A 21322-nucleotide genomic window follows, 5' to 3' on the forward strand; every position below is an offset into this window, starting at 1 on the left:
GGAGGTCCTTGATTCGGTTCTTAACGGATCGGCTGGTGCACGGTGACGAGCTTCACGCCATCCGGAAACGTGGCTTCGACCTGCACGTCATGGATCATCTCGGAGATGCCGTCCATGACCTGATCGCGGCCGACCACATGCGCGCCCGCCTCCATCAACTCGGCCACGCTGCGGCCGTCGCGCGCGCCTTCCACCACAAAATCGGTGATCAGCGCGATCGCTTCCGGGTGGTTCAGCTTGACGCCGCGTTCAAGCCGCTTGCGCGCCACGACGGCTGCCATCGAGATCAGCAGCTTGTCCTTCTCGCGCGGAGTAAGGTTCATGGTTTCGTTCTCTTCATGTCGTTCAGATGTGCCAGACTTTGGGAAGCGGCGCTCCGTCGGCAAGCACCGCGAGGAGCGGAACCAGAGCCCGCCGGAGGCTGAGCGTATCCATCGAGATGATCCTGGCAACAAGTTTGCCGTCGAAGGCGGTGACGCCGCCGGATTCGCCGACGGCCTCGCGCGCCCGCTCCAGATAATCTTCGGCGTTCTCAGCGACATAGACGACCGTCGCCACCGCACGCCCCCCCGCGAGCACCGCCGGGTGCGACGCGATGTCGGCAACCGACCCGTCGATTCGCGTGTCGTCGGCGAAGACCAGCCGGCCGTTGCGGCGGATGCGCCAGCGCTCGTGAAAGGAGCCGGAGGCCACGACCTCGCCCATCGCGATGCGCCCGAACACCACGGCTTCCAGCGCCAGCAGCGTCGCGCCATCGGCGAGGTCCGCCTCCAGGCGGCGGGACAGCCGGGCCCGATTGAAGAGAATCGTTTCCTGCGGCAGCCAGTCCAGCCGCGCATGGGCGCCGACACTGAGCCGCGACGCCACCTGCGCCGGGCCGGAGGACGACTTGTAGATCTTTTCGCAGGCCTGCGTGGTGACGACCGCATGGGCACCATCCGCCACCTCGACCTCGAACGCCATGGTGTCGCCGCCGGTCAGACCGCCCGCGGTGTTGATCAGCACCGCCTCTGGCGGCCGACCCGGCTCCGGCCTGGGCAGGCGGATCTTGGCCGCGCCCTGCTGATACAGACGGTCCAGCCGCGCCGCCCCGTCACGGACGTGAAAACGGATCCGGCTTTCCCCGGAGGTCCGCTGCATCCCAACGCCCTCGGGGACATTATCGACGATTTCGAGCGCAGTCCGCATGCATCCTCATCTGCCACGCCGGCTCACCCGCCGGCCTGTCCGCGATCACGCAATCACCGTGCCAGAAAGGATACAATTGTAAGAAGCTGCTTCATCGCCGGGCAATCGGGCCTCGGGCGGTGAAGTGTTCAGCGCGCGGGCAGGATCGCTGCCTGCTTCTTAGGCGAATGCCGAACTCAGTGCCTGCCGCGTGAAGCGCCGGCGCCGCGAATTTCGAGAACGTACTTCAGCACCAGCGTCACCATGGCGATCAGCGCCAGCACGGTGGAGGCGGAGAAGGCGCCTACGACGTTGTAATCGTTGAAGAGTTGTTCGATCTGCAGCGGCAGCGTGTTGGTCTGCCCGCGGATTGCGCCTGAGACGACGGACACGCTGCCGAACTCGCCCATCACGCGGGCATTGCATAGCACCGCGCCATAAAAGAGCGCCCAGCGCATGTTGGGCAGCGTGACGTGGAAGAACATCTGCCAGCCGCTCGCGCCGAGGCTCAGCGCCGCCTCCTCCTCGTTCCCGCTCTGTGTCTGCATAAGCGACAGGAGTTCGCGCGCGACGAACGGCGCGGTGACGAAGAGGCTGACCAGGAAGATCGCCGGCGGGGCGAACATGATCTGGATGTTGTGGGCGGAAAGCCATGGCCCGAGCAGGCCCTGCGCGCCGTAGAGAAACAGGTACGAGACGCCCGCCACGACCGGGGAAACCGAGAACGGCACCTCCACCAGCGTGATCAGCAGCTTGCGGCCAGGAAAGCTGAAGCGGGAGATCAGCCACGCGACCGCGACGCCGAAGACGATGTTGACGGGCACGCAGACCAGCGCCGTCAGAACAGTCAGCCAGACCGCATGCAGCGTTTCCGGCTCGATGATGCTGGAGGCCCAGGCCCCGACGCCGGTCCTGAGCGCCTCGGTAAAGACGATCGCCAGCGGCAGGCCGAGGAAAAGCGCGGAGCCGAGGATCGCCAGAGCGATCATCACGATCTCGCTGGTGGAGCGACGATGCCTGGGGGATGGGAGGGCTTCAGCGTGCGCCGACATAGCGGGTCTGCCAGATCTGGAGGCTGTTGGTGATGAAGAGCATCAGGAAGGCGGCAAGCAGCAGCACGGTCGCGAGCGCCGCCGCGCCGGCATAGTCGTATTCGTCGAGGCGGATCACGATCAGCAGCGAGGTGATCTCCGTCTTCATCGGCAGGTTGCCGGCGATGAACACCACGGCCCCGAACTCACCGATGCTGCGGGCGAATGAGAGCGCACAACCCGCCAGGAAGGACGGCATGATGGTGGGCCAGATCACCAGCCGGAAGATCTGCCAGGAATTCGCGCCGAGCGACTGCGCCGCCTCCTCAAGCTGCCGGTCCATGTCTTCCAGCACCGGCTGCACCGTGCGCACGACGAAGGGAATGCTAGTGAAGGCCATGGCGATCGCGATACCCGGCGGCGCATAGGCGACCTTCAAGCCCAGCGGTTCCAGCCAATGGCCGATCCAGCCGTTGCGGGCGAAAAGCGTGGTGAGCGCGAGGCCCGCGACCGCTGTCGGCAGCGCGAAGGGAAGATCCACCACCGCATCGAGGAAGCGCTTGCCGGGGAACTCGTAGCGCACCAGCACCCAGGCCAGCAGCAGCCCGAACAAGGCGTCGATGACGGTGGCGAAGAAGGCCGACTGGATCGTGATCCGGAAGGTCGCAAGCGCCCGTTCCGAACTGACGATGCGCCAGAAATCCGCAAAGCCCATGCTCGCCGTCTTCATCAGCATGGCGGCGATCGGCAGGAAGACGATGATGGCGAGATAGACGAGCGTGATGCCGAGCGTCAGCCCGAAGCCCGGCAGCACGCGCTTGCCTCTCGATCGGCGGAAGAACGGTATCAATGTGGTTGAGGCCCCGAGCAAAACCGGCGGCCGCTGCCGCCGGTCGTTCCGTTCTAGTGCTTCACGAAGACCTGATCCAGCAACCCGCCGTCGCCGAATTCTTCCTTGTTGGCCTTGTCCCAGCCGCCGAATACATCCTCGACGCGAACCAGCCGCACCTCGGGAAACTGCGAGGCGTACTTCGCCTTCACGCCCTCATCGACGACGCGATTGTAGCGCTTGGCCAGGATTTCCTGCCCCTCGGGCGTATAGAGGAACTTGAGGTAGTCTTCCGCCAGCGCCCGCGAGCCGCGCTGGTCCACGACCTTGTCGACCACGGTGACCGGGAACTCGGCCAGCAGGCTCATCGGCGGCACCACGACCTCGTACTGGTCCTTGCCGAACTGATCGCGCGTTCCGTAGCACTCCGCCTCGAAGGTGATCAGCACGTCGCCGATGCCGCGCTGGACGAAGGTCGTCGTGGCACCCCGGCCGCCGGTGTCGAACACGGGCACGTTGGCGAAGATCTTCTTCAGGAAATCGGTCTGCTTCGCCTGATCGTCCGGGAACTTCTCCTTGGCGAAGGCAAGCGCCGCCAGGAAGGTGTAGCGCGAATTGCCGGAGGTCTTCGGGTTCGGGAAGATCACCTGCACGTCGTCGCGGGCGAGATCCGACCAGTCCTTGATGTGCTTCGGGTTGCCCGCGCGCACCAGGAAGGCGGGCAGCGAATAATAGGGCGAGGAATTGTTGGGCAGGCGCTTCTGCCAGTCTGCCGGGATCAAACTGCCCTTGTCGTGCAGCACCTGAACGTCGGTCACCTGATTGAAGGTAACGACATCCGCCTGCAGCCCCTCCAGGATCGCCCGCGCCTGCTTGGACGAGCCGTCATGCGACTGCTTGACCGTTACGGTCTGGCCGGTCTCCGCCTGATGCTTGGCGGTATAGGCCTTGTCGATGTCGGCGTAGAGCTCGCGGGCGATATCGTAGGAGACGTTCAGGAGCGTATCCGGGCCGGAAGGCTGGGCGGCCCAGCCGGGGGCGTTTCCGAGAGCGGCCAGAACGGCCGCAAGGATCAAGCGACGCATCGAAACCTGCTGGTGTTGGCCGGCGGCGCTCCTGCGCCGCGCTGGCTGAAAAGAGGCTTCATTGTGGCAGCTGGCCCCGGCGCCAGCAAGGCAACGGACCTGAAACGAAAGGCTTTTCCGCTTTCCGGTCGCTCGCCGGAACCATCGTTCGGCCCGTCGCCCTGGAACGGGTAGAAAAGCCTTCCCGGGCGCTGGAACGAAGCAACGCGGCGCCCGACCAGAGGGATCGAGGGAGCCTACCGGCCCTGCCACCCGTCGCCGTATCCTGTGGATATGCTTGTTTCAGGCCCGCCTTGAGGAAATTCGTTCGCCTCCCTCGCGTGCGTGAAACAAAAGCCTGCCGGAAACCCGTTCGGCGCAAGCTCGGTCGGCCGAGCGGCCGGCGCTTCGGCCGTGAAGAGCGCTTCAGGCGCGCACTGGCGTCCTCAATGCTCCGTTGCCAGCCGCTGCAATTGTGTCCCGGCGCACTTCATGCATATCCATGTCCGAAGCATTCAACGGAAGCCGCATGGAAATCCGCATCAGCAACATCCGGAAGCAGTTCGAGCTTTACCCGGCCCTGCACCAGGTCTCGCTGGATATCCGCTCCGGCGAGTTGATCGCGCTTCTCGGACCCTCCGGCTCCGGCAAGACCACCCTGCTCCGCCTGATTGCCGGGCTGGAGATCCCGACCAGCGGCTCCATCTTCTTCGGCGACGAGGACGCGTCGCGCAAAAGCGTGCAAGAACGGAATGTCGGCTTCGTCTTCCAGAACTATGCGCTGTTCCGGCACATGACGGTCGCCCAGAATATAGGCTTCGGGCTGCGCGTCCGGCCGCGCGGACAGAGACCGGCGCGGACGGAGATCCGTCGTCGCGCCGAGGAGATGCTGGAACTGGTGCAGCTTCCGGGTCTCGGCTCGCGCTTTCCCTCGCAGCTTTCCGGCGGTCAGCGCCAACGCGTGGCCCTCGCCCGCGCGCTGGCGATCGAGCCGCGGGTGCTGCTTCTCGACGAGCCCTTCGGGGCGCTCGACGCGCGCGTCCGCAAGGATCTCCGAAAGGGTCTTCGCGATCTTCACGACCGCACCGGCCACACCACCGTCTTCGTCACGCACGACCAGGAGGAAGCGCTGGAACTCGCCGACCGCGTGGTCGTGATGAGCCAGGGCCGGATCGATCAGGTCGGCACGCCGGACGATATCTACGAGGCTCCCAACTCGGCTTCCGTCTTCTCCTTCATCGGCGAATCGGTCGAACTGCCTGTAACCGTCGGCAACGATACCGTGCTGCTTGAGGGCCGCTCCCTCAGCCTGCCGACCGGCGACGCCGCCAAGGGGCCCGCGCGGCTCTTCGTTCGTCCGCATGATTTCGAGATCGTACCGGACGGACCGGATACGATCGCCGGTACCGTGGTCGCGCAGCGTCCGCAAGGCGGGCTCCGACGCGTGGAGATGGCCATTGGCGGCGGGAACGGCCGGCGGATCGAGATCAACGTGCCCCGCGATTTCGATGAGCCGCTCACAGGAGAGATCCGGGTGCGGCCGAAACGCTTCCGTCTCTTCCCCGCCGAGGCCGCCACGTCCTGACGCGACTGTGACCGGCCTTGCCTGTTTCGTGAAAGCGGGAAAGGAACGACCGCACCATCTCATGGCTTGAGGGCTGGACGCGAGGCGGCGAGCCGCTGCCTCCTCCCTGCCGGCCACCCCTGCCGGTATTCCGAAACCCCGTCGGTGTCGATCCCATGAATGCTGCCGCTTCCCGTCGGGGCCGCCCGCTCCGCTTCCTCGTGGCCGACAGCGAGCCGCCGGAGGCCCGCGACCAGCGCCGCAGCAATGTCGGCTGCAGTTCCGGCGAAACCTATATCGAGACGTTGAAGGCGCTCGCGCCGGATGCGGTCTTCTGGCAGATCAAACCGGCCGACTCGGACGCGGTACTGCCAGATCGGGCGACCCTTGCCGATTATGACGGGGTGTTTCTGACGGGCTCGCCCCTGCATCTCTACGAGCCGACCCCCGAGGTTCGGCGGCAGATCGAGTTCATGCGCGCGCTCTTCGCGTCGGGCACGCCCAGCTTCGGCTCATGTGCGGGCCTGCAGGTTGCGACCGTGGCCGCCGGCGGTTCGGTTCAGCCGAACTCATCCGGCATCGAGGCGGGCTTCGCGCGCAAGGTGACGAAAACGCGGGAAGGCGCAGAGCACCCTCTCCTCGCCGGCAGGCCCATGGCCTTCGACGCGCCGGCAATCCACACCGACGAGGTCAAGGAACTGCCGGAAGGCGCGACGCTGCTCGCCTCCAACGCGATCACCTCGGTGCAGGCCGCAGAAATCCGGTCAGGAGAAGGTGTCTTCTGGGGCGTCCAGTACCATCCGGAAATCTCGCTCTACGAAGTAGCCGGCGCGCTTCGTCGCGATGCGGACAGTCTCGTCAAGAACGGAACGGTGCGCGACCGGGCGGACCTCGACCTCCAGATCGAGCGCATAGAGGCGCTGGATCGCGAACCGGATCGTCAGGATCTCCGATGGCTTCTGGCCCTCGACGATCAGGTCGCCAATCGCGATCTGCGCCAGGCAGAGATCCGAAATTTTATCGAGAAGCTCGTGAGGCCCAAGCGCACCGAGCGAGGGCGCGGCTGAGGAGTCGGGTTAGCTTTCGCCCGTAGGCTCAATTTTTTTCCGGGGGGCCGGAAGTGGCCGCAGCCACGGTACCAAAAGGATTGGTAACCCGATCAGCCGAACGAATGGGCCGTGGAATGCGCGGTGACATCGGCCGTGGGGAGCACGGCCCTCATGGCGGCGCCGGCGTGATCCGGCAGCACAATGAACAGAAAAGTCGGTGCGGCAACCGCAACCGAAAGCGTTGCGGCGGCAGCGCCCGCCAGCAGAAACTTCCGCATGGAACACATCCATCCTCAGACTGGATGGTTAACGGGGCAGAAGTGAAAGCGGTTCCGGCAGAGCCGAATCTATTGTTAACGCACTATAAGAAACAAACCCCGCGAAATATTTCCCGTGGTCCTTCTTTCCTGATGATCAGCCGGCAATAAACCTCGGCAGATCAGTCGAGCGACATTGCTTCGAACTGCGTCGTCGGCGTCACGAACTCATCCTGCGCCGCGATGGTCAGGATCTCCGGAGAATTCGCCTCCGCCGTCCGCCGCAGCAGGCCGTAGATCGAGGATCCCGCCTTTTCCAGCGCCGCCACGGGACCGCTGCCCTTCAGCAAGTGAACGAAGAACAGCGCCGCGATCGCATCGCCCGCGCCATTCACCTTGGCCGGCAGGAGCGGCGTGCGGATGCGGGAAATTCTCCCCTCGCCCGAAACGGCGATATCGATGGCATCGTCGGGCGTGCCATCGATGTGGAGGCTCGTCACCAGGATCGTCTTCGGCCCCTTCTTGTGGAGGGCGTCCATGGCGCGGCGGAGTTCATCCCGCGTGCGGATCTCGGTGCCGGTCAGGAACTCCAGCTCGAAATGGTTGGGCGTGATGACGTCGGCGCGGGTGATCGCGCGATCCCGCATGAATTCCGGAATGCCCGGCCGCACGAAGAAGCCGCGCCCGACATCGCCCAGCACGGGGTCGCAGCAATAAAGCGCCCGGGGATTTGCCGCCTTCACCTGCTCCACCGCTTCCACGATGGCCTCGCCGATGCCGACATCGCCCATGTAGCCGGAAAGCACCCCATCGCAGGAGGGCAGCACGCCGCGATCGGCAATGCCCGCCACCAGTTCGCGGATCGTGTCGCCGGCAAAGACCTGCCCGCGCCACGCGCCATAGCCCGTATGGTTGGAGAACTGCACCGTATGGATCGGCCAGACTTCCACGCCGAGCCGCTGCATCGGGAAGATGGCGGAGGCGTTTCCGGCATGGCCGTAGGCGACATGCGACTGGATGGAGAGGACGTTCATCGTTCGCGATCCGGGAGTTGGAAGAACAGGCGGCTTCTAGCGTCCGGACCGGAGCTTGGCCAGCAACTCGGCCGTGGGATAACCGTCCTGCGGCAGTCCGAAGCGGGCCTGCGCCTTCTTGACGCCGTCGCGGGTGGTCTCGCCCAGTCGGCCATCGGGCTCGCCGCCATCGACGCCCATACCCCGCAGCCGCTGCTGCACTTCCTTCATCTCCGCCGCGCTCAGGATCGCCGGAGCATGGCCGCGATCCAGCGCCGGCGCGCCCGCAAGCCGCGTCGCGAAATAAGCGGCGGCAAGCGTGTAATTGGACGACTGGTTCCACTTCCAGAAGATGCCGAAATTGTCATAGGCGAGGAAAGCCGGGCCGAGCCGGCCCATCGGCAGGATCAGCGAAGCCGGCAGCGAATCGCCAGGCAGCGGCCGGCCGTCAGCCTGGCGAATGCCTGCCTTTGCCCAGAAGGATCGCGGATGCCGGATGGCCCGTGCGGATTCGCCCCAAGGCACGGTGTCCGAAACGCGCACCTCCTCCAGCCACGGCTGGCCGCGCTTCCAGCCGAGGGAGCGGAGGTAATTGGCCGTGGAAGCCAGCACGTCCGGCACGCTGCGGACGAGATCGCGCCGACCGTCGCCATCATAGTCGACGGCGAATTCCAGATAGCGAGAGGGAATAAACTGCGTCTGCCCGAGTTCGCCCGCCCAAGCCCCCTTCATTTCCGCAGGGGAAAGATCGCCGCGGTCGATCAGGCGCAGCGCGTTCATCAGCTCGCCCGTGAAGAAGTCCGGTCGTCGGCAGTCGTAGCCGAGCGTCGCCAGCGCCCTCAGCGTATCGAAGCTGCCCTGGAAGGTGCCGAAATTCGTCTCGAAGCCCCAGAGCGCGACGAGCACCGGACCCGGCACCCCATAATCGCGCTCGACGCGGGACAGGACCTGCCGGTTCGCCGCAATCAGGCCGCGGCCCTTGGAGAGCCGGTCGGAGGTGACCATCCGGTCGGAGAACTGCAGGAAGCTTTGGGAAAGGCTCGGCTGGCCGCGATCCTGGTTCAGCACCTTGGGGTCGGGCGTCAGGCCGTCGAGGACCGCGAGCGTGCGGGGGGAGAAGCCCTGCCGGGCCGCCTGCCCCTTTATTTGGCCCAGCCATTGCGGAAAACCCGCGCCGCCGTGGCAGCTTGCATCAGCCCAGGCTGCTCCGGACAACGTCACGCCGATAAGCAGGATAGAGCTGGAAAGCAGGGACTTCAGGCGCATGGAGGGCTCCTCGACGTCGGATCGCCCGGTGTTCTGACCAGAGTCCCGCCGAAAAGGCCAGCTTTCGATCGTCGGCCGGACTCAGCCGACGAAGGCGCCAGCCCGTTGGCCGCTCAGTGGCAGCAATATTCCGGCGGCGGCGGAACGGCGCCCGGAAGCAGTGTCGTGCCGGTCACGCAGGTATAATAGGGCGTGCGCCCCGGCGCGGTGGGACGCCCCTCGGCGTCGGACAGCTGAACTTGCTCCAACGGCCGACCGCAACTGCCATAGGCAGGCCCGGCGACCCGGACTTCCTGATACTGCCCCTGGTAGCGGGCGACCTCCTGCTGCGGAAGATCCGCGGCGTGCGCGCCGCTCGCCGCGAGCATCGCGGTAATCGCCATGGCGGAGATCGCCGCCGTGGCCAGCACCTGTCGCGTCAGGTTCGAAATCGAATGTCGCATGGCTGCACCCCTTCCCGATAGCCAAGGGATAACGGTCTGCGGGCACGAGAAACGTTAAGCAAAACCGCCGGGATCAGTCGATTTCATCGCATGGTTAGTTTTGGCTGAAGCGCACGATGCCTGGCGCCTTTCCGGAAATTTAACCACGTCGCGGCAGAAGAACCTCCGAGCATGATGCAGCGGAGTAGGCTGTGTTGCCGACCGTCGGGTGAGGTTACGGCCCGGGTGGCCGCAACTCCGCGGGTTTTCTCCGCCCCCTGAGAAAATGATTGAGGCGCGCCGACTTTCGTCAACGCGCCCCGTGGCTTCCCGAGAACATCTCGTCTGGCGGATGAGGCTCTTCATCTTTCGGGAGAGCTTCAGCCAAGGCTTGCGTCATTTCAGAACAACGCGGCACAAGCTACTGATCTCGTTCTATCCGCGCTTTTCCAGTTCGCGAATGGAAGGAACGCCGCGCTGGGTGAAGAGCATGTCGAGCGCTTCCAGCATCAGCGTGTGGATCTTGCTGCGTTCCGTATAGGCGAGGTCGCGAAGCTGGTCGTAGACCGGCGGCTCCAGATAAACCGAGAGTTGCTTGGCGCGCTGCTTCAGCGTCGTCTTCGCTTTGTCCTGCGGCGCGGCTTCGGTGGCCGTCTGCAGCCGCACGACCGAGCTCTCGCCATGCAGCGGGATCGGCTGCGAGGCCGCGACGATGGATTTCAGGTTGGGCTTAAGCGGCTTGGGCATGCTTCGTTACCGTTCGTGTCTGCCGGGTCTTCGGCGCGGTGGCCGGCTTGGCCTTGTCGGCCTGGGCCCGCTTCTCCATCCACGACCAGAGGCGGCGGATCTCGTCGGCGGCGGCGCCGGTCGGGTTGAATTCGGTGACGCCCTGCCCCAACCCGATCGCGTCCTGATGATCGTTGCGGAGCACGATGTTCACGTCCGGGAGGATGCCGAGAACGGCGAGCCCTTCAGCCGCATCGCGGACGCGGTAGCTGCGCGGCGGAGTCTGGTTCAGCACGAAGGCGAACTTCTTTTCCAGCCGGTAGATCGCGGCGAGCGTCGGCCTGAAGGCGCGAAGATCGGCCGGCGTCGGCCGGCACGGGATCATGCAGAGATCGGCGGCGCGAATCGCAGCCAGCGTTCCCTTGCTGTCCACGCCGGGCGTGTCGATGAAGACGTAGTCGTAATGGCACTTCTGCAAGCGGCGAAGAACGTCTTCCACCTGCGTCTCGCCGACCTGCGCCACCTCGGGCTGCTCGCTCTCGCGATGCTCGGCCCACTCGCTGATGGTAGCCTGCCGGTCCATCTCCAGGATGCAGACGGAACGCCCGGCTTCCTGCGCGGCGATGGCCAGATTGATGCAGAGGGTGCTTTTCCCGCTGCCGCCCTTCTGAGTCACGAAGGCGATCGACTTCATGCTCCAACCCCCATTGCTGAACCCCGGAAGGGGTCTCTGTCACAGGATCACGTGATGCCCGGTTCTCCGGATCATGAGATCCTGTGGGCCGGTGATCCTGTTATGAGCAGCGATGGTTAACGTCGGGTTAACCAGCCTTAACGAAAGATGGCCGGCGCCGGCGGAAAGGCTGTTGCCAAAACGAAAACGCCCCGGTCGAAGCCGGGGCGCTGCAATCATTCAAGGGTAACTGTTCAGATCGGGCGGCTTACCACCATTTCGGCGCGGCGAAGCTCCCGGCTGCATCCTCGATCACCTGCCCCACGCGGAACAGGGTCTGCTCGTCGAAGGGGCGGCCGATCAGCTGCAGTCCGAGCGGCAGGCCGGAGGAGTCCAGCCCGGCCGGCACCGCGAGGCCCGGCAGGCCCGCCATGTTCACCGTCACCGTGAAGATGTCGTTCAGGTACATCTCGACCGGATCCGCGTCGGCCATGGCTCCGATCCCGAAGGCCGATGACGGCGTCGCCGGCGTCAGGATCGCATCGACGCCCGCCTCGAATGCCAGCTCGAAATCGCGCTTGATCAGCGTCCGAACCTTTTGCGCCCGGACGTAATAGGCGTCGTAATAGCCCGCCGAAAGCACGTATGTGCCGATCAGGATACGACGCTTCACCTCGCGCCCGAAGCCCGCGGCGCGCGTCTTTTCGTACATGTCGATGATATCGTCGCACTCGACGCGGAGGCCGTAGCGCACGCCATCGTAGCGGGCGAGGTTGGACGAGGCTTCCGCCGGGGCCACGATATAATAGGCTGGCAGCGCGTATTTCGTGTGCGGCAGGGAGATATCGACGATCTCGGCACCGGCCTGCCGGTACCAGTCGATGCCCTGCTGCCAGAGCTTCTCGATTTCCTCCGGCATGCCCTCGACCCGATACTCGCGGGGAATGCCGATCTTCAGGCCCTTCACCGTCTCGCCGATCGACTGCTCGTAATCAGGCACGGGCAGATCGGCGGACGTCGTGTCCTTGGGATCGACCGATGCCATGGACTTCAGCATGATCGCCGCGTCGCGAACGGTGCGGGCGATCGGACCGGCCTGGTCGAGCGACGAGGCGAAGGCCACCGTGCCCCAGCGCGAGCAGCGGCCATAGGTGGGCTTGATGCCGACGGTGCCGGTGAAGGCGGCCGGCTGGCGGATGGAGCCGCCGGTATCGGTAGCGGTCGCGCCGGCGCAGAGATGCGCGGCGACGGCCGAGGCCGAACCGCCGGACGAACCGCCGGGCACGATCTTCGCGTTCGAGCCTTCGCTCCGCCAGGGGCTGACGACCGGGCCGTAATAGCTGGTCTCGTTGGAGGAGCCCATGGCGAACTCGTCCATGTTCAGCTTGCCGAGCATCACCGCGCCGTCGGCCCAGAGATTGGCGGTCACGGTGGATTCGTACCCGGGCTTGAACCCGTCCAGGATGTGGCTCGCCGCCTGCGTGTGCACGCCTTCGGTGGCGAAGAGATCCTTGATGCCGAGCGGCACGCCTTCCAGCGGACGCGCCTCGCCGGCGGCAATCCGCGCATCGGAGGCGCGCGCCATGTCCAGCGCTTTGTCCGGCGTCACCGCGACATAGGCGTTGAGGCTGGGATTGGCTGCCTCGATGGCCGCGACATAGGCCTCGGCTACCTCAACGGCAGAGGCTTGCCTGCGGCCCAGCGTATCGCGAAGCTCGGCGATGGTGAGTGCTGTCAGTTCCGTCATTACTCGACTACCTTCGGCACCAGGAAGAAGTTGTCCTCGGTCGCCGGCGCATTGGCGACGACCGCCTCGGCCTTGGCGCCATCGGTGATGGCATCCGCGCGCTTGCGCATCGCCATGGGCAGGACCGATGTCATCGTTTCCACCCCGGACACGTCAACCTCGTTCAGCTGATCGACGAAGCCCAGAATGGCGTTGATCTCGCTCTGAAAGGATTTGGCTTCGTCATCGGTGACGCGGACGCGCGCGAGATGCGCGACACGCTTCACGGTCTGGATATCGACGGACATGGATTTCCCGGGATCGGCTGCGAAAACACTCTTCCCGCCTATAAACTGCCGGACAAGGGCAGACAAGGAAGGGCTGAGACGGCGGCTGTTCGTCGACCGCCGCCGCCCCCTCTCACGCCGGCCATTCAGACTTCGTCGGGCCTCAGACTTCGAACGGCTTGCCGTGCTGGGCCAGCACGACCTTCGAGGCGTCGTCGCCCATCTCGGACAGGAATTTCTCGGCTGTCTGGTCGATCATCGGAAAGGTACCGAAGTGGCAGGGCACGATCGCACGGAAATCGAAGAAGCGACGGCAGGCCAGAGCGGCACCGCGCGCGCCCATGGTGAAGCGGTCGCCGATCGGCACGAGACCGACCTCCGGGCGGTGAAATTCGTTGATCAGCGCCATGTCGCCGAAGACGTCGGTGTCGCCCATGGCATAGACGACCGGCTGGCCCTCGCCGCGGATGATCAGCCCCATGGGGTTGCCGAGATAGAGCGGGCGGCCGTCCACGTTGGAGCTGGAGGAATGCAGCGCCTGCGTGAAGGAGACAGTGAAACCGCCGCAATCCACCGTCCCGCCCATATTGCCGGGGTTGACGTTCTGGACGCCCTGGCCATGAAGATGGCCGCAGATTTCTGGATTGCTGACGAGCTGCGCGCCCGTTTCGCGGCAGATCGCGGCGGTGTCGCCGATATGGTCGTCGTGGCCGTGCGTCAGCAGCACATGGGTGCAGCCTTCCGCCGCCTGCAGCGCATCGCCGGAAAACACCGGGCTGCCGCTCAGGAACGGATCGATCATGATCACCGAGCCGGAGAATTCGAGGCGGAAGGCCGAATGGCCGAACCAGGTAATCTGCATGGGAAACTCCGTCACGAAGCTGGCGCCAGACTGCGTCAGCGTTGAGGTTTAGCCAGAACCGCGCGCTCGAAACTGGAGCGGACGTCCGGCAGGGAAAGACTGCGCGGTGCGAAGAGATGTCGCTCCAGAAAGAAAGCCGTCAGCCGCAGCGCGTCCGCGACCGCTTCAAGATCGGGCGCGGCATCTCTTCGCGCCTCCACGAGAAACGCCGGAAGCGGCAGCAGTCGGTCATGGTAGGCCCGGCCCGCGTCGTGGCTCACAGCGCGGCCGGACTTCGGCGAGACATAGCCGAGGTCCTCGGTCGCTCCGGTCGCGGCGCATTCCGACAGGTCCAGCCCGAAGCCCATTTCATCCAGAAGCAAAAGCTCGAATCGCGCCATCAGTTCGGCCGCGAGCGGTATGTCGTCCAGATATTCCACCAGAAGCGCAAGGGCTTCGTAGAGGCGCGGATGCGGATCGCGCTCCGGGATCAGCCGGAGATATTCGCCGAGGAGCTGCAAGCCGAAAATGGCCGAGCCGGAGGCCATCAGGGTGCCCGCCCGCTCGGCGATCGGCTCCACGCGAAAATTGCCGAGATGTTCGTCGAGCCGTGCCCGCCAGGTGACGGAGAGCGTGTTGCCTGGTTGAACCACGGGCCGAAGCCGGCGGGAACGCGCGCCCCGGACCATGCCGAGCCACCGCCCCTTGTCGCGGGTCATGACCTCCAGAATGGCGTCGGTCTCGCCGAGGCGGCGGGTTCCGATCGCGATCGCCTCCCCGCTCCATTCCACCCGCCGACCGCCTTTCCTGTTGCCTCAGATCCTCAGCGCGGAAACTCGATTCCCATCTCGCGGTAGCGCTCGGGATCGTTGGACCAGTTCTCGCGCACCTTGACGAACAGGAAGAGATGCGCGGGCCGGCCCAGCATCTCGGAGATCTCCTTGCGCGCGGCAGTCGAAATCGCCTTGATCGTCTGGCCGCCCTGCCCCAGCACGATCTTGCGCTGGCTGTCGCGCTCCACATAGATCGTCTGCTCGATCCGCGCGCCTTTCGGCGTTTCCAGCCACTGCTCCGTTTCCACGGTGGAAGCGTAGGGCAGTTCCTCATGGAGGCGGATCATCAGCTTCTCGCGTGTGATCTCTGCGGCGATCCAGCGAAGCGGCAGGTCCGACATCTGGTCTTCCGGATAGAGCCACGGTCCTTCCGGCATCGTGCCGGCGACGTAATCCAGGAAATCGTCGAGACCGCTGCCGGTCAGCGCGGAGACCATGAAGGTCCGATCGAAATTGACCTTCTCGTTCGCGGCAGCGGCCAGCCCCAGCAGCGATTCGCGCTTCGTGACATCGACCTTGTTGAGGATCAGGATCCGGGGCCTGCTCTTCGGATAGGTCGAAAGCCTTTCAAGGATGACCTCAACCTCTTCGTTCAGCCCCCGGCGGGCGTCGATCAGCAGCGCGATGAGGTCGGCATCCTGTGCGCCGCTCCACGCGGTCGTCACCATGGCGCGGTCGAGCCGGCGCTTGGGCGCGAAAATGCCGGGCGTGTCCACGAAGACGATCTGCGACTGGTCGTGGATCGCGATGCCGCGCACGAGGGCGCGGGTGGTCTGCACCTTGTGCGTGACGATGGAGACCTTGGAGCCGACGGCCGCGTTCAGCAGCGTCGACTTGCCGGCATTGGGCGCCCCGATCAGCGCCACGAAGCCGGCGCGGGTGGTCGGCGCGTCCTCAGCGGAGGCGTCATTTGCCGAAGCATCATCCGGCGCGGCATTCTCCGGAGAGGACGCATCCGTTGCGGTGTTCTCCAGCTCCGGCGTTTCCGCCTCGAAAGCCTCGTCGCCGCCTGTCTTGTCAGTCTCGCTCAAATTCAGCTCCACACGCCTTCACGGCGCAAAACAGATGCGGCCGCTTCGTGCTCCGCCTCCCGCTTGGAACGCCCGCGACCCTGCCCCGGCTCGAAACCGGTGCCCTTGACTTCGATTTCGAATTCCGGCGCATGGTCGGGGCCGGAACGCTGCAACTCGACATAGAGCGGCGTCTCGTGGCCTCGGCGATGAGCCCATTCCTGCAGTTCGGTCTTGGCGTCGCGCAGCGGTCCGCTCATCGTTTCCAGGCGCGCGCGCCAGAAATGCTCGATCACCCGGCGCGCCGGCTCCAGCCCGCCGTCGCGATAGATCGCGCCGATGACGGCCTCGCAAGCATCCGCCAGCACGCCGGCGGTCGCCTTGACCCCGTTGCGCTGCACGCTGCCGCCGGTCCTCAGATGCTTGCCGACCTCCATCTCCACGGCGACCTTGGCACAGGTCTGCCCGCTGACGAGGCGCGCAAGGCGGCGCGAGAGCTCCCCCTCCGGCGCCTTCGGGTAATGCTGGCTCAGCATGTCGGCGATCACCAGCCCGAGCACCCGGTCCCCCAGGAATTCGAGCCGCTCATAGGAGTTCAGCGCATCCGGGCCGACATTGGTGATCGCGCTGGCATGCGTCAGCGCCCGCACCAGGAGCGCGGGCGTCTCGAAGGAATATCCCAGCTTCTTCTCGAAGCTTTCCAGTTCGGTCGCGGGCAGGCTCATAGCTTGGTGAAGATGCGTCCCAGCCGCAGCGTCCAGGGCCAGCGCCAGAATTGCCAGGCCGGGGCCTTTTCCGAATCGACGGAGAAGAAGATCCGCTCGGCGCGGCCGACCAGGTTCTCGGCCGGCACATAGCCGACGACGTCGAGATAGCGGCTGTCTTCGGAATTGTCGCGGTTGTCGCCCATCATAAAGTAATGGTCCGGCGGAACCTCGTAGACGAGCGTGTTGTCCATCTCGCCATGGTCGGTCATGTCGAGGGTGTCGTAGCTCACGCCATTCGGCAGGGTCTCGCGGTAGCGCCGGATCTTGCCCTGCTGGCCATACTGGTTACGCCCGTCGAAATCGGCTTCCTGCTCGCGCTTCACCGGCTCGCCGTTGATGTAGAGCACGCTGTTGCGCATCTGGATCTTGTCGCCGGGCAGGCCGATGCAGCGCTTGATGAAATCGGTATCGGGGTGGCTCGGTTCGCGGAAGACCACGACATCGCCGCGCTTCGGCTCGGAGCCGAAGACCCGCCCGTGGATGAAGGAGAAGTCCACGGGGAAGGAATAGCGGCTATAGCCGTAGCTGAACTTCGACACGAACAGGTAGTCGCCCACCTTGAGGGTCGGGAGCATCGATTCAGATGGGATATTGAAGGGGTGGAAAAGAAAGGTCCGGAAGACCAGTGCGATGACGAGCGCCTGCACGATGACCTTGATGGTCTCGCCGATGCCCCCGCTGTTCTTTTTCGCCTCGGTGTCGGCACGACGTTCCGCCACGCTCATGATCCGTCCTGTTCTAATGCTGTTCCCGTTTAGCCGCATGCGGCGGCTGCCGCAATCGTCCCGAGACGGCAACCATCGACGGCAGGCACGCGAGACCCTGTCGGAGCGCTCTCTGGGCCCGCATAAAGGCACGAATTAGGCCTGCGGGACCGCTTCGATGATCACGAATGCCTGCGCCAGCGGAAAGTCGTCGGTGATGGTGAGGTGGACCACCGGCTGGTGGCCTTCGGGCATCATGCTGGCGAGGCGTTCGGCCGCGCCGCCGGTCAGCCGCATGGTCGGCTTGCCGGAGGGCAGGTTGACGACCCCCATGTCGCGCCAGAAGACGCCCTGGCTTAGGCCGGTGCCGAGCGCCTTGGCGCAAGCCTCCTTGGCGGCGAAGCGCTTGGCGTAGGAAGCGGCGCGCTCCTTGCGGCGGTCCGACTTGGCGCGCTCCACCTCGGTGAAGACCCGCTGCGTGAAGCGCTCGCCGTGGCGCTCCAGCGTGTTCTCGACGCGCCTGATGTCGATGAGGTCGCTGCCCAGTCCGATGATCATGTTCTGACCTGAAGTTCCGGCGGCTGGTCGCCCAGCGCCTTGTGCTTGTCGGCGATGCGTTTTTCCCGCGCCTTGGCGAAGCGCTCGCGGCGGCCTGCCTGATAAACCTTCACACCCTGGTAGACCAGGAGATAGACGAGCGCGCCGGCCGCCAGCCCGATCAGGCAACCGCCCACCGTCATCGGCTTGAGGATGGGCCACAGGCGGTCGAAGGACTGGTGCAGGAGGTGATGCTCAAGCTGCGGGGGAACATGCTCGCCACCCTCGCCGCCGCGCAGGATGAACTGTCCGAGTTTGTAGGAAACCGGCCAGAGCACGGCATAGACGACCGGGTTGCCGACCGTGGTGCCCATGATCCCGCCGATCATGTTGCCGCCCAGAAGCCAGCAGAGTGCGAAGGTAAGGACGAAATGGAGCCCCAGGAACGGCGTGCAGGAGACGAAGACGCCGATCGCCACCCCCATGCCGACGGCGTACGGGCTGGCGGCCAGCCGTAGCGTCCGCATCACGTAATAACGGGCGGAGCGCTTCCAGCTGACGCGAGGCCAGAGATGGGTGCGAAGCCGCTCCCAGGAAGTCTCCTTCTTGCGCCGCCTGAAAAGCATGTCCGCCCCGCTCCGGATGGCGCCCGCCGATGCGCCCTGCTTCGATCAACCGTTGACCCGATGCGCCTCGTTGACGACCGGCCTCGTCCTTAAATCGCTGATGATGCGATTTAGATGCTTCAGATCCCAGACGCCGAGATCGATTTCCATTTCCGTGAAGTCGCCACCAGGGGCGAACATCCGGACGTTCTCGATGTTCCCGGCCCGCGCCGCGATGGCCTCGGCCACGGCCGCCAGGGATCCCGGCTCATTGCGCACCAGGAGCTTGATGCGCGCGGGATAGCGCTCCGCCGTCCGGTCCGAGATATCCCAGCGCACGTCCAGCCAGCGGTCCGGCTCGTCGTCGAAGGCACCCAGCGAGGGCGAGTGGATGGGGTAGATCGTGATCCCCTCTCCCGGTGTCAGGATGCCGACGATGCGGTCGCCGGGCACGGCGCCGCCATTTGGCGCGAAGTGGACCGGGATCTCGGAATGGAGGCCGTGAAGGGGCACCGCTTCCGAATCACCGGTCTCCTGCGGAACACGGAAGCGCAGCTGCGACTGGGTCGAACCGACCCAGCCTTCCTCGCCGTCGAGCCTGTCGGTGACCGGCGTGGATTCTTCCGCCATCTCCGGATAGAGCGTGTTCAGAACGGTGTCCGCCGTCACGTCGCCACGCCCCACCGCCGCCAGCGCGTCCTCCACTTCCGTGAAGCCGAGACGGGGCAGGATCGTCTTCAGCGCCTCGTCGGAGAAAGTGCGGCTCGCCTGCGCGAAGCGACGGGAAACGGTGTGGCGTCCGAGTCCGGAATATTGCTTGCGCAAATGGTTGCGCGTGGCGCGGCGGATCGCGGCGCGCGCCTTGCCGGTGATCACCATCTGCTCCCAGGCGGGCGCCGGGCGCTGCGCGCTGGAACGGATGATTTCCACCTCGTCGCCGTTCTGCAGCGGCTGGATCAGCGGCATCAGGCGGCCGTTCACCTTGGCGCCGACGCAGCTGTCGCCGACATCGGTATGAACGGCATAAGCGAAGTCGATGGGCGTCGCGCCACGCGGCAGCGTGATCAGGCGGCCCTTGGGCGTGAAGCAGAAGACCTGGTCCTGGAAGAGCTCCAGCTTGGTGTGCTCCAGGAACTCCGCCGAGCTGCCGCCCTGCGCGATGTTCTCCACCGTCTGCCGCAGCCAGGCATAGGCGCGGCTTTCCGCGGTCAACCGGTCGCGGTCGCCGGCGATCCCGTCCTTGTAGAGCGGATGCGCCGCGATGCCGTTCTCGGCGATGCGGTCCATCTCCTCGGTGCGGATCTGCAGCTCGATGCGCTGCTTCTGCGGCCCGACGATGGTGGTGTGCAGCGAACGGTAGTCGTTCTGCTTGGGGATCGAGATGTAGTCCTTGAAGCGCCCCGGCACCATGCGCCACGTCGTATGCACGACGCCGAGCGCGCCGTAGCAATCCTGCAGGTCGTCGACCAGGATCCGATAGGCGATGATGTCGGAAAGCTGCTCGAAGCCGACGGACTTGCGCTGCATCTTCGAAAAGATCGAATAGGGCCGCTTCTGCCGGCCCTTGATCTTCGCGACGATGCCCTTCTCCTCCAGCCGCGCCAGCAGGTCGGAGTTGATGGTCTCGATCAGCGGCCCGGCCTTGTCGCTCAGTTCGGCGAGCTTGGCGGAAATCGTGGCATAGGCATCGGGATGAAGGACGCGGAAGGCGCAGTCCTCCAGCTCGTCGCGCATGGCCTGCATGCCCATACGGCCGGCCAGCGGCGCGTAGATATCCATCGTCTCTTCCGCGATGCGGGAGCGCTTGTCCTCGCGAACATGCTGGATGGTCCGCATGTTGTGGAGGCGGTCCGCCAGCTTCACCAGGAGCACGCGCACATCGTCGGAGACGGCGAGCAGCAGCTTGCGGAGCGTTTCCGCCTGCTGCACCTCGCGGGACATGAGGTCCAGCCGCTCGATCTTGGTGAGGCCGTCGACGAGCTTGGCGATCTTCGGGCCGAAGAGCTGGCCGATTTCGTCGCGGGTGGCGGACGTATCCTCGATCGTGTCGTGCAGCAGGCCGACCGCGACCGAAGCATCGTCCAGCTTCAGGTCCGTCAGGATCGCGGCGACTTCCAGCGGATGGGAGAAATAGGGATCGCCCGAGGCGCGCTTCTGTGAGCCGTGCTTCTGCATGGCATAGACATAGGCGCGGTTCAGCAGGTCTTCGTTGACCTGGGGATTATACGCGGCGACGCGCTCAACAAGTTCGTACTGGCGCATCATCGCCGAACAGTCCCATCGCAACCGGCCGAACCGGATCCTTCAATATAGGCAGGCGCAGGACTTAGCAAAGCCGCCTTAACAGCCTGACAGCGCCGGGCAAAACGTCGCTGAGACCAGTCTGGAGCGGCGGCGGCCGATCCCCATGCCCAAGGCCCGGAAAGCAGCCGCCCCGCGAGCAGGCTCGGCGGGGCGATCACATTCCTTGCTTGGCCGGGCAAAGTGCCCGGGCGGAACCGGCGGAGGATCAGTCCTCGCGACGCTCCGGCGGATCGAGGCTTTCCAGGCCGCGCAGCAGATCCTCTTCCGACATGCGGTCGAAGGTCATCTCGCCGTCGTCCTCGCCGGAACCGCCTTCCGCGTCGGCGGCAGCCGCAGCGGGTTCGGGCTCGTCCACCTCGACGTATTTCTGCAACGAGTGAATGAAATCCTCGTTGAGATCTTCAGGCGAGACGGTTTCCTCGGCGATCTCGCGAAGGGCAACGACAGGGTTCTTGTCGTTGTCGCGATCGATCGTCAGCGGTGAACCGGTCGAGATCATCCGGGCGCGGTGAGCGGCCAGCAGGACCAGCTCAAAGCGATTTTCTACCTTGTCCACGCAGTCTTCGACGGTGACGCGCGCCATGGACACACCTCCAGAATTTCGGGATTTCTACCCTGATAGGGATTTCGGGCCCGTTTTTCAAGAA

General features: G+C 65.2%; 24 protein-coding genes. 2 read left to right on the forward strand and 22 right to left on the reverse strand.

The window, feature by feature from the left end; genetic code table 11:
* Positions 1-20 precede the first annotated feature (20 nt).
* From BMY25_RS13645 to cysP, 5 genes are all read right to left on the reverse strand, one after another.
* Positions 21-323 carry an urease subunit gamma gene (locus tag BMY25_RS13645; protein WP_092497453.1) on the reverse strand — a complete coding sequence of 101 codons (303 nt, stop codon included), beginning with the start codon at positions 321-323 and terminating at the stop codon, positions 21-23.
* 22 nt (positions 324-345) lie between these two features.
* Positions 346-1188: an urease accessory protein UreD gene (locus tag BMY25_RS13650; protein WP_092497455.1), complete on the reverse strand. Its 843-nt coding sequence runs from the start codon at positions 1186-1188 to the stop codon at positions 346-348.
* A 176-nt stretch (positions 1189-1364) separates the two neighbouring features.
* The gene (gene cysW, locus BMY25_RS13655) at positions 1365-2219 is read right to left on the reverse strand and encodes a sulfate ABC transporter permease subunit CysW (protein ID WP_238858336.1); all 855 of its coding nucleotides are present in this window, start codon (positions 2217-2219) and stop codon (positions 1365-1367) included.
* Positions 2203-3012, reverse strand: a complete 810-nt coding sequence (cysT, locus tag BMY25_RS13660; RefSeq protein WP_092497459.1) for a sulfate ABC transporter permease subunit CysT — start codon at positions 3010-3012, stop codon at positions 2203-2205. The genes cysW and cysT overlap by 17 nt, the downstream gene beginning before the upstream one ends.
* 89 nt (positions 3013-3101) lie before the next feature.
* Entirely contained in the window at positions 3102-4112 is a 1011-nt protein-coding gene (gene cysP, locus BMY25_RS13665; protein ID WP_092497461.1) for a thiosulfate ABC transporter substrate-binding protein CysP, read from the reverse strand.
* 508 nt (positions 4113-4620) lie between these two features.
* On the opposite strand from cysP, the gene BMY25_RS13670 reads away from it, so the two are divergent.
* The gene (locus BMY25_RS13670; RefSeq protein ID WP_092497627.1) at positions 4621-5676 is read left to right on the forward strand and encodes a sulfate/molybdate ABC transporter ATP-binding protein; all 1056 of its coding nucleotides are present in this window, start codon (positions 4621-4623) and stop codon (positions 5674-5676) included.
* Positions 5677-5831: 155 nt separating this feature from the next.
* On the forward strand, positions 5832-6722 hold the full coding sequence (locus tag BMY25_RS13675) for a type 1 glutamine amidotransferase (RefSeq protein ID WP_092497463.1): 891 nt from the start codon (positions 5832-5834) through the stop codon (positions 6720-6722).
* A 92-nt stretch (positions 6723-6814) separates the two neighbouring features.
* Here the strand turns inward: BMY25_RS13675 and BMY25_RS20855 are convergent, their stop codons facing one another.
* From BMY25_RS20855 to rpoZ, 17 genes are all read right to left on the reverse strand, one after another.
* Positions 6815-6982 carry a hypothetical protein gene (locus BMY25_RS20855; RefSeq protein ID WP_177176861.1) on the reverse strand — a complete coding sequence of 56 codons (168 nt, stop codon included), beginning with the start codon at positions 6980-6982 and terminating at the stop codon, positions 6815-6817.
* A 161-nt stretch (positions 6983-7143) separates the two neighbouring features.
* Positions 7144-7995 (reverse strand): pyridoxal kinase PdxY, encoded by an 852-nt coding sequence (gene pdxY / locus BMY25_RS13680; RefSeq protein ID WP_092497465.1) that lies wholly within the window; start codon positions 7993-7995, stop codon positions 7144-7146.
* 36 nt (positions 7996-8031) lie between these two features.
* Positions 8032-9240 carry a lytic murein transglycosylase gene (locus BMY25_RS13685; RefSeq protein WP_092497467.1) on the reverse strand — a complete coding sequence of 403 codons (1209 nt, stop codon included), beginning with the start codon at positions 9238-9240 and terminating at the stop codon, positions 8032-8034.
* Between the two features lie 113 nt (positions 9241-9353).
* Positions 9354-9683: a hypothetical protein gene (locus BMY25_RS13690; protein WP_092497469.1), complete on the reverse strand. Its 330-nt coding sequence runs from the start codon at positions 9681-9683 to the stop codon at positions 9354-9356.
* 414 nt (positions 9684-10097) lie between these two features.
* Complete coding sequence (locus BMY25_RS13695) at positions 10098-10409, reverse strand: ribbon-helix-helix domain-containing protein (RefSeq protein WP_092497471.1); 312 nt, start codon at positions 10407-10409, stop codon at positions 10098-10100.
* Positions 10393-11082: a ParA family protein gene (locus BMY25_RS13700; protein WP_092497472.1), complete on the reverse strand. Its 690-nt coding sequence runs from the start codon at positions 11080-11082 to the stop codon at positions 10393-10395. The genes BMY25_RS13695 and BMY25_RS13700 overlap by 17 nt, the downstream gene beginning before the upstream one ends.
* A 247-nt stretch (positions 11083-11329) precedes the next feature.
* On the reverse strand, positions 11330-12808 hold the full coding sequence (gene gatA / locus BMY25_RS13705) for an Asp-tRNA(Asn)/Glu-tRNA(Gln) amidotransferase subunit GatA (RefSeq protein ID WP_092497474.1): 1479 nt from the start codon (positions 12806-12808) through the stop codon (positions 11330-11332).
* Entirely contained in the window at positions 12808-13095 is a 288-nt protein-coding gene (gene gatC, locus BMY25_RS13710) for an Asp-tRNA(Asn)/Glu-tRNA(Gln) amidotransferase subunit GatC (protein WP_092497478.1), read from the reverse strand. The genes gatA and gatC overlap by 1 nt, the downstream gene beginning before the upstream one ends.
* Before the next feature lie 142 nt (positions 13096-13237).
* The gene (locus BMY25_RS13715) at positions 13238-13936 is read right to left on the reverse strand and encodes a metal-dependent hydrolase (protein WP_092497480.1); all 699 of its coding nucleotides are present in this window, start codon (positions 13934-13936) and stop codon (positions 13238-13240) included.
* Between the two features lie 35 nt (positions 13937-13971).
* Positions 13972-14706 (reverse strand): DNA repair protein RecO, encoded by a 735-nt coding sequence (recO, locus tag BMY25_RS13720; protein ID WP_092497482.1) that lies wholly within the window; start codon positions 14704-14706, stop codon positions 13972-13974.
* Positions 14707-14738: 32 nt separating this feature from the next.
* Positions 14739-15779, reverse strand: a complete 1041-nt coding sequence (gene era / locus BMY25_RS13725) for a GTPase Era (RefSeq protein ID WP_428976969.1) — start codon at positions 15777-15779, stop codon at positions 14739-14741.
* Between the two features lie 2 nt (positions 15780-15781).
* Positions 15782-16483 (reverse strand): ribonuclease III, encoded by a 702-nt coding sequence (gene rnc / locus BMY25_RS13730; protein WP_092497484.1) that lies wholly within the window; start codon positions 16481-16483, stop codon positions 15782-15784.
* A complete protein-coding gene (gene lepB / locus BMY25_RS13735; protein WP_092497486.1) occupies positions 16480-17250 on the reverse strand; it encodes a signal peptidase I in 771 nt (256 codons plus the stop codon). The genes rnc and lepB overlap by 4 nt, the downstream gene beginning before the upstream one ends.
* Positions 17251-17385: 135 nt before the next feature.
* Positions 17386-17787, reverse strand: a complete 402-nt coding sequence (acpS, locus tag BMY25_RS13740) for a holo-ACP synthase (protein WP_092497488.1) — start codon at positions 17785-17787, stop codon at positions 17386-17388.
* A complete protein-coding gene (locus BMY25_RS13745) occupies positions 17784-18392 on the reverse strand; it encodes a DUF2062 domain-containing protein (protein WP_092497490.1) in 609 nt (202 codons plus the stop codon). Before BMY25_RS13745 ends, acpS begins: the two co-directional genes overlap by 4 nt.
* A gap of 45 nt (positions 18393-18437) precedes the next feature.
* A complete protein-coding gene (locus BMY25_RS13750) occupies positions 18438-20636 on the reverse strand; it encodes a RelA/SpoT family protein (protein WP_092497492.1) in 2199 nt (732 codons plus the stop codon).
* 244 nt (positions 20637-20880) lie between these two features.
* Positions 20881-21258 (reverse strand): DNA-directed RNA polymerase subunit omega, encoded by a 378-nt coding sequence (gene rpoZ, locus BMY25_RS13755; RefSeq protein WP_092497494.1) that lies wholly within the window; start codon positions 21256-21258, stop codon positions 20881-20883.
* Positions 21259-21322 lie beyond the last annotated feature (64 nt).

The sequence above is a fragment of the Faunimonas pinastri genome (assembly GCF_900110915.1).
Classification (GTDB): domain Bacteria; phylum Pseudomonadota; class Alphaproteobacteria; order Rhizobiales; family Afifellaceae; genus Faunimonas; species Faunimonas pinastri.

Excerpts from the sequence above, each read along its gene's own strand:
- BMY25_RS13645 (WP_092497453.1), bottom strand. The coding sequence starts at position 323 with ATGAACCTTACTCCGCGCGAGAAGGACAAGCTGCTGATCTCGATGGCA.
- BMY25_RS13650 (WP_092497455.1), bottom strand. The coding sequence starts at position 1,188 with ATGCGGACTGCGCTCGAAATCGTCGATAATGTCCCCGAGGGCGTTGGG.
- cysW (WP_238858336.1), bottom strand. The coding sequence starts at position 2,219 with ATGTCGGCGCACGCTGAAGCCCTCCCATCCCCCAGGCATCGTCGCTCC.
- cysP (WP_092497461.1), bottom strand. The coding sequence starts at position 4,112 with ATGCGTCGCTTGATCCTTGCGGCCGTTCTGGCCGCTCTCGGAAACGCC.
- BMY25_RS13670 (WP_092497627.1), top strand. The coding sequence starts at position 4,621 with ATGGAAATCCGCATCAGCAACATCCGGAAGCAGTTCGAGCTTTACCCG.
- BMY25_RS13675 (WP_092497463.1), top strand. The coding sequence starts at position 5,832 with ATGAATGCTGCCGCTTCCCGTCGGGGCCGCCCGCTCCGCTTCCTCGTG.
- BMY25_RS20855 (WP_177176861.1), bottom strand. The coding sequence starts at position 6,982 with ATGCGGAAGTTTCTGCTGGCGGGCGCTGCCGCCGCAACGCTTTCGGTT.
- pdxY (WP_092497465.1), bottom strand. The coding sequence starts at position 7,995 with ATGAACGTCCTCTCCATCCAGTCGCATGTCGCCTACGGCCATGCCGGA.
- BMY25_RS13685 (WP_092497467.1), bottom strand. The coding sequence starts at position 9,240 with ATGCGCCTGAAGTCCCTGCTTTCCAGCTCTATCCTGCTTATCGGCGTG.
- BMY25_RS13690 (WP_092497469.1), bottom strand. The coding sequence starts at position 9,683 with ATGCGACATTCGATTTCGAACCTGACGCGACAGGTGCTGGCCACGGCG.
- BMY25_RS13695 (WP_092497471.1), bottom strand. The coding sequence starts at position 10,409 with ATGCCCAAGCCGCTTAAGCCCAACCTGAAATCCATCGTCGCGGCCTCG.
- BMY25_RS13700 (WP_092497472.1), bottom strand. The coding sequence starts at position 11,082 with ATGAAGTCGATCGCCTTCGTGACTCAGAAGGGCGGCAGCGGGAAAAGC.
- gatA (WP_092497474.1), bottom strand. The coding sequence starts at position 12,808 with ATGACGGAACTGACAGCACTCACCATCGCCGAGCTTCGCGATACGCTG.
- gatC (WP_092497478.1), bottom strand. The coding sequence starts at position 13,095 with ATGTCCGTCGATATCCAGACCGTGAAGCGTGTCGCGCATCTCGCGCGC.
- BMY25_RS13715 (WP_092497480.1), bottom strand. The coding sequence starts at position 13,936 with ATGCAGATTACCTGGTTCGGCCATTCGGCCTTCCGCCTCGAATTCTCC.
- rnc (WP_092497484.1), bottom strand. The coding sequence starts at position 16,483 with ATGAGCCTGCCCGCGACCGAACTGGAAAGCTTCGAGAAGAAGCTGGGA.
- lepB (WP_092497486.1), bottom strand. The coding sequence starts at position 17,250 with ATGAGCGTGGCGGAACGTCGTGCCGACACCGAGGCGAAAAAGAACAGC.
- acpS (WP_092497488.1), bottom strand. The coding sequence starts at position 17,787 with ATGATCATCGGACTGGGCAGCGACCTCATCGACATCAGGCGCGTCGAG.
- BMY25_RS13745 (WP_092497490.1), bottom strand. The coding sequence starts at position 18,392 with ATGCTTTTCAGGCGGCGCAAGAAGGAGACTTCCTGGGAGCGGCTTCGC.
- BMY25_RS13750 (WP_092497492.1), bottom strand. The coding sequence starts at position 20,636 with ATGATGCGCCAGTACGAACTTGTTGAGCGCGTCGCCGCGTATAATCCC.
- rpoZ (WP_092497494.1), bottom strand. The coding sequence starts at position 21,258 with ATGGCGCGCGTCACCGTCGAAGACTGCGTGGACAAGGTAGAAAATCGC.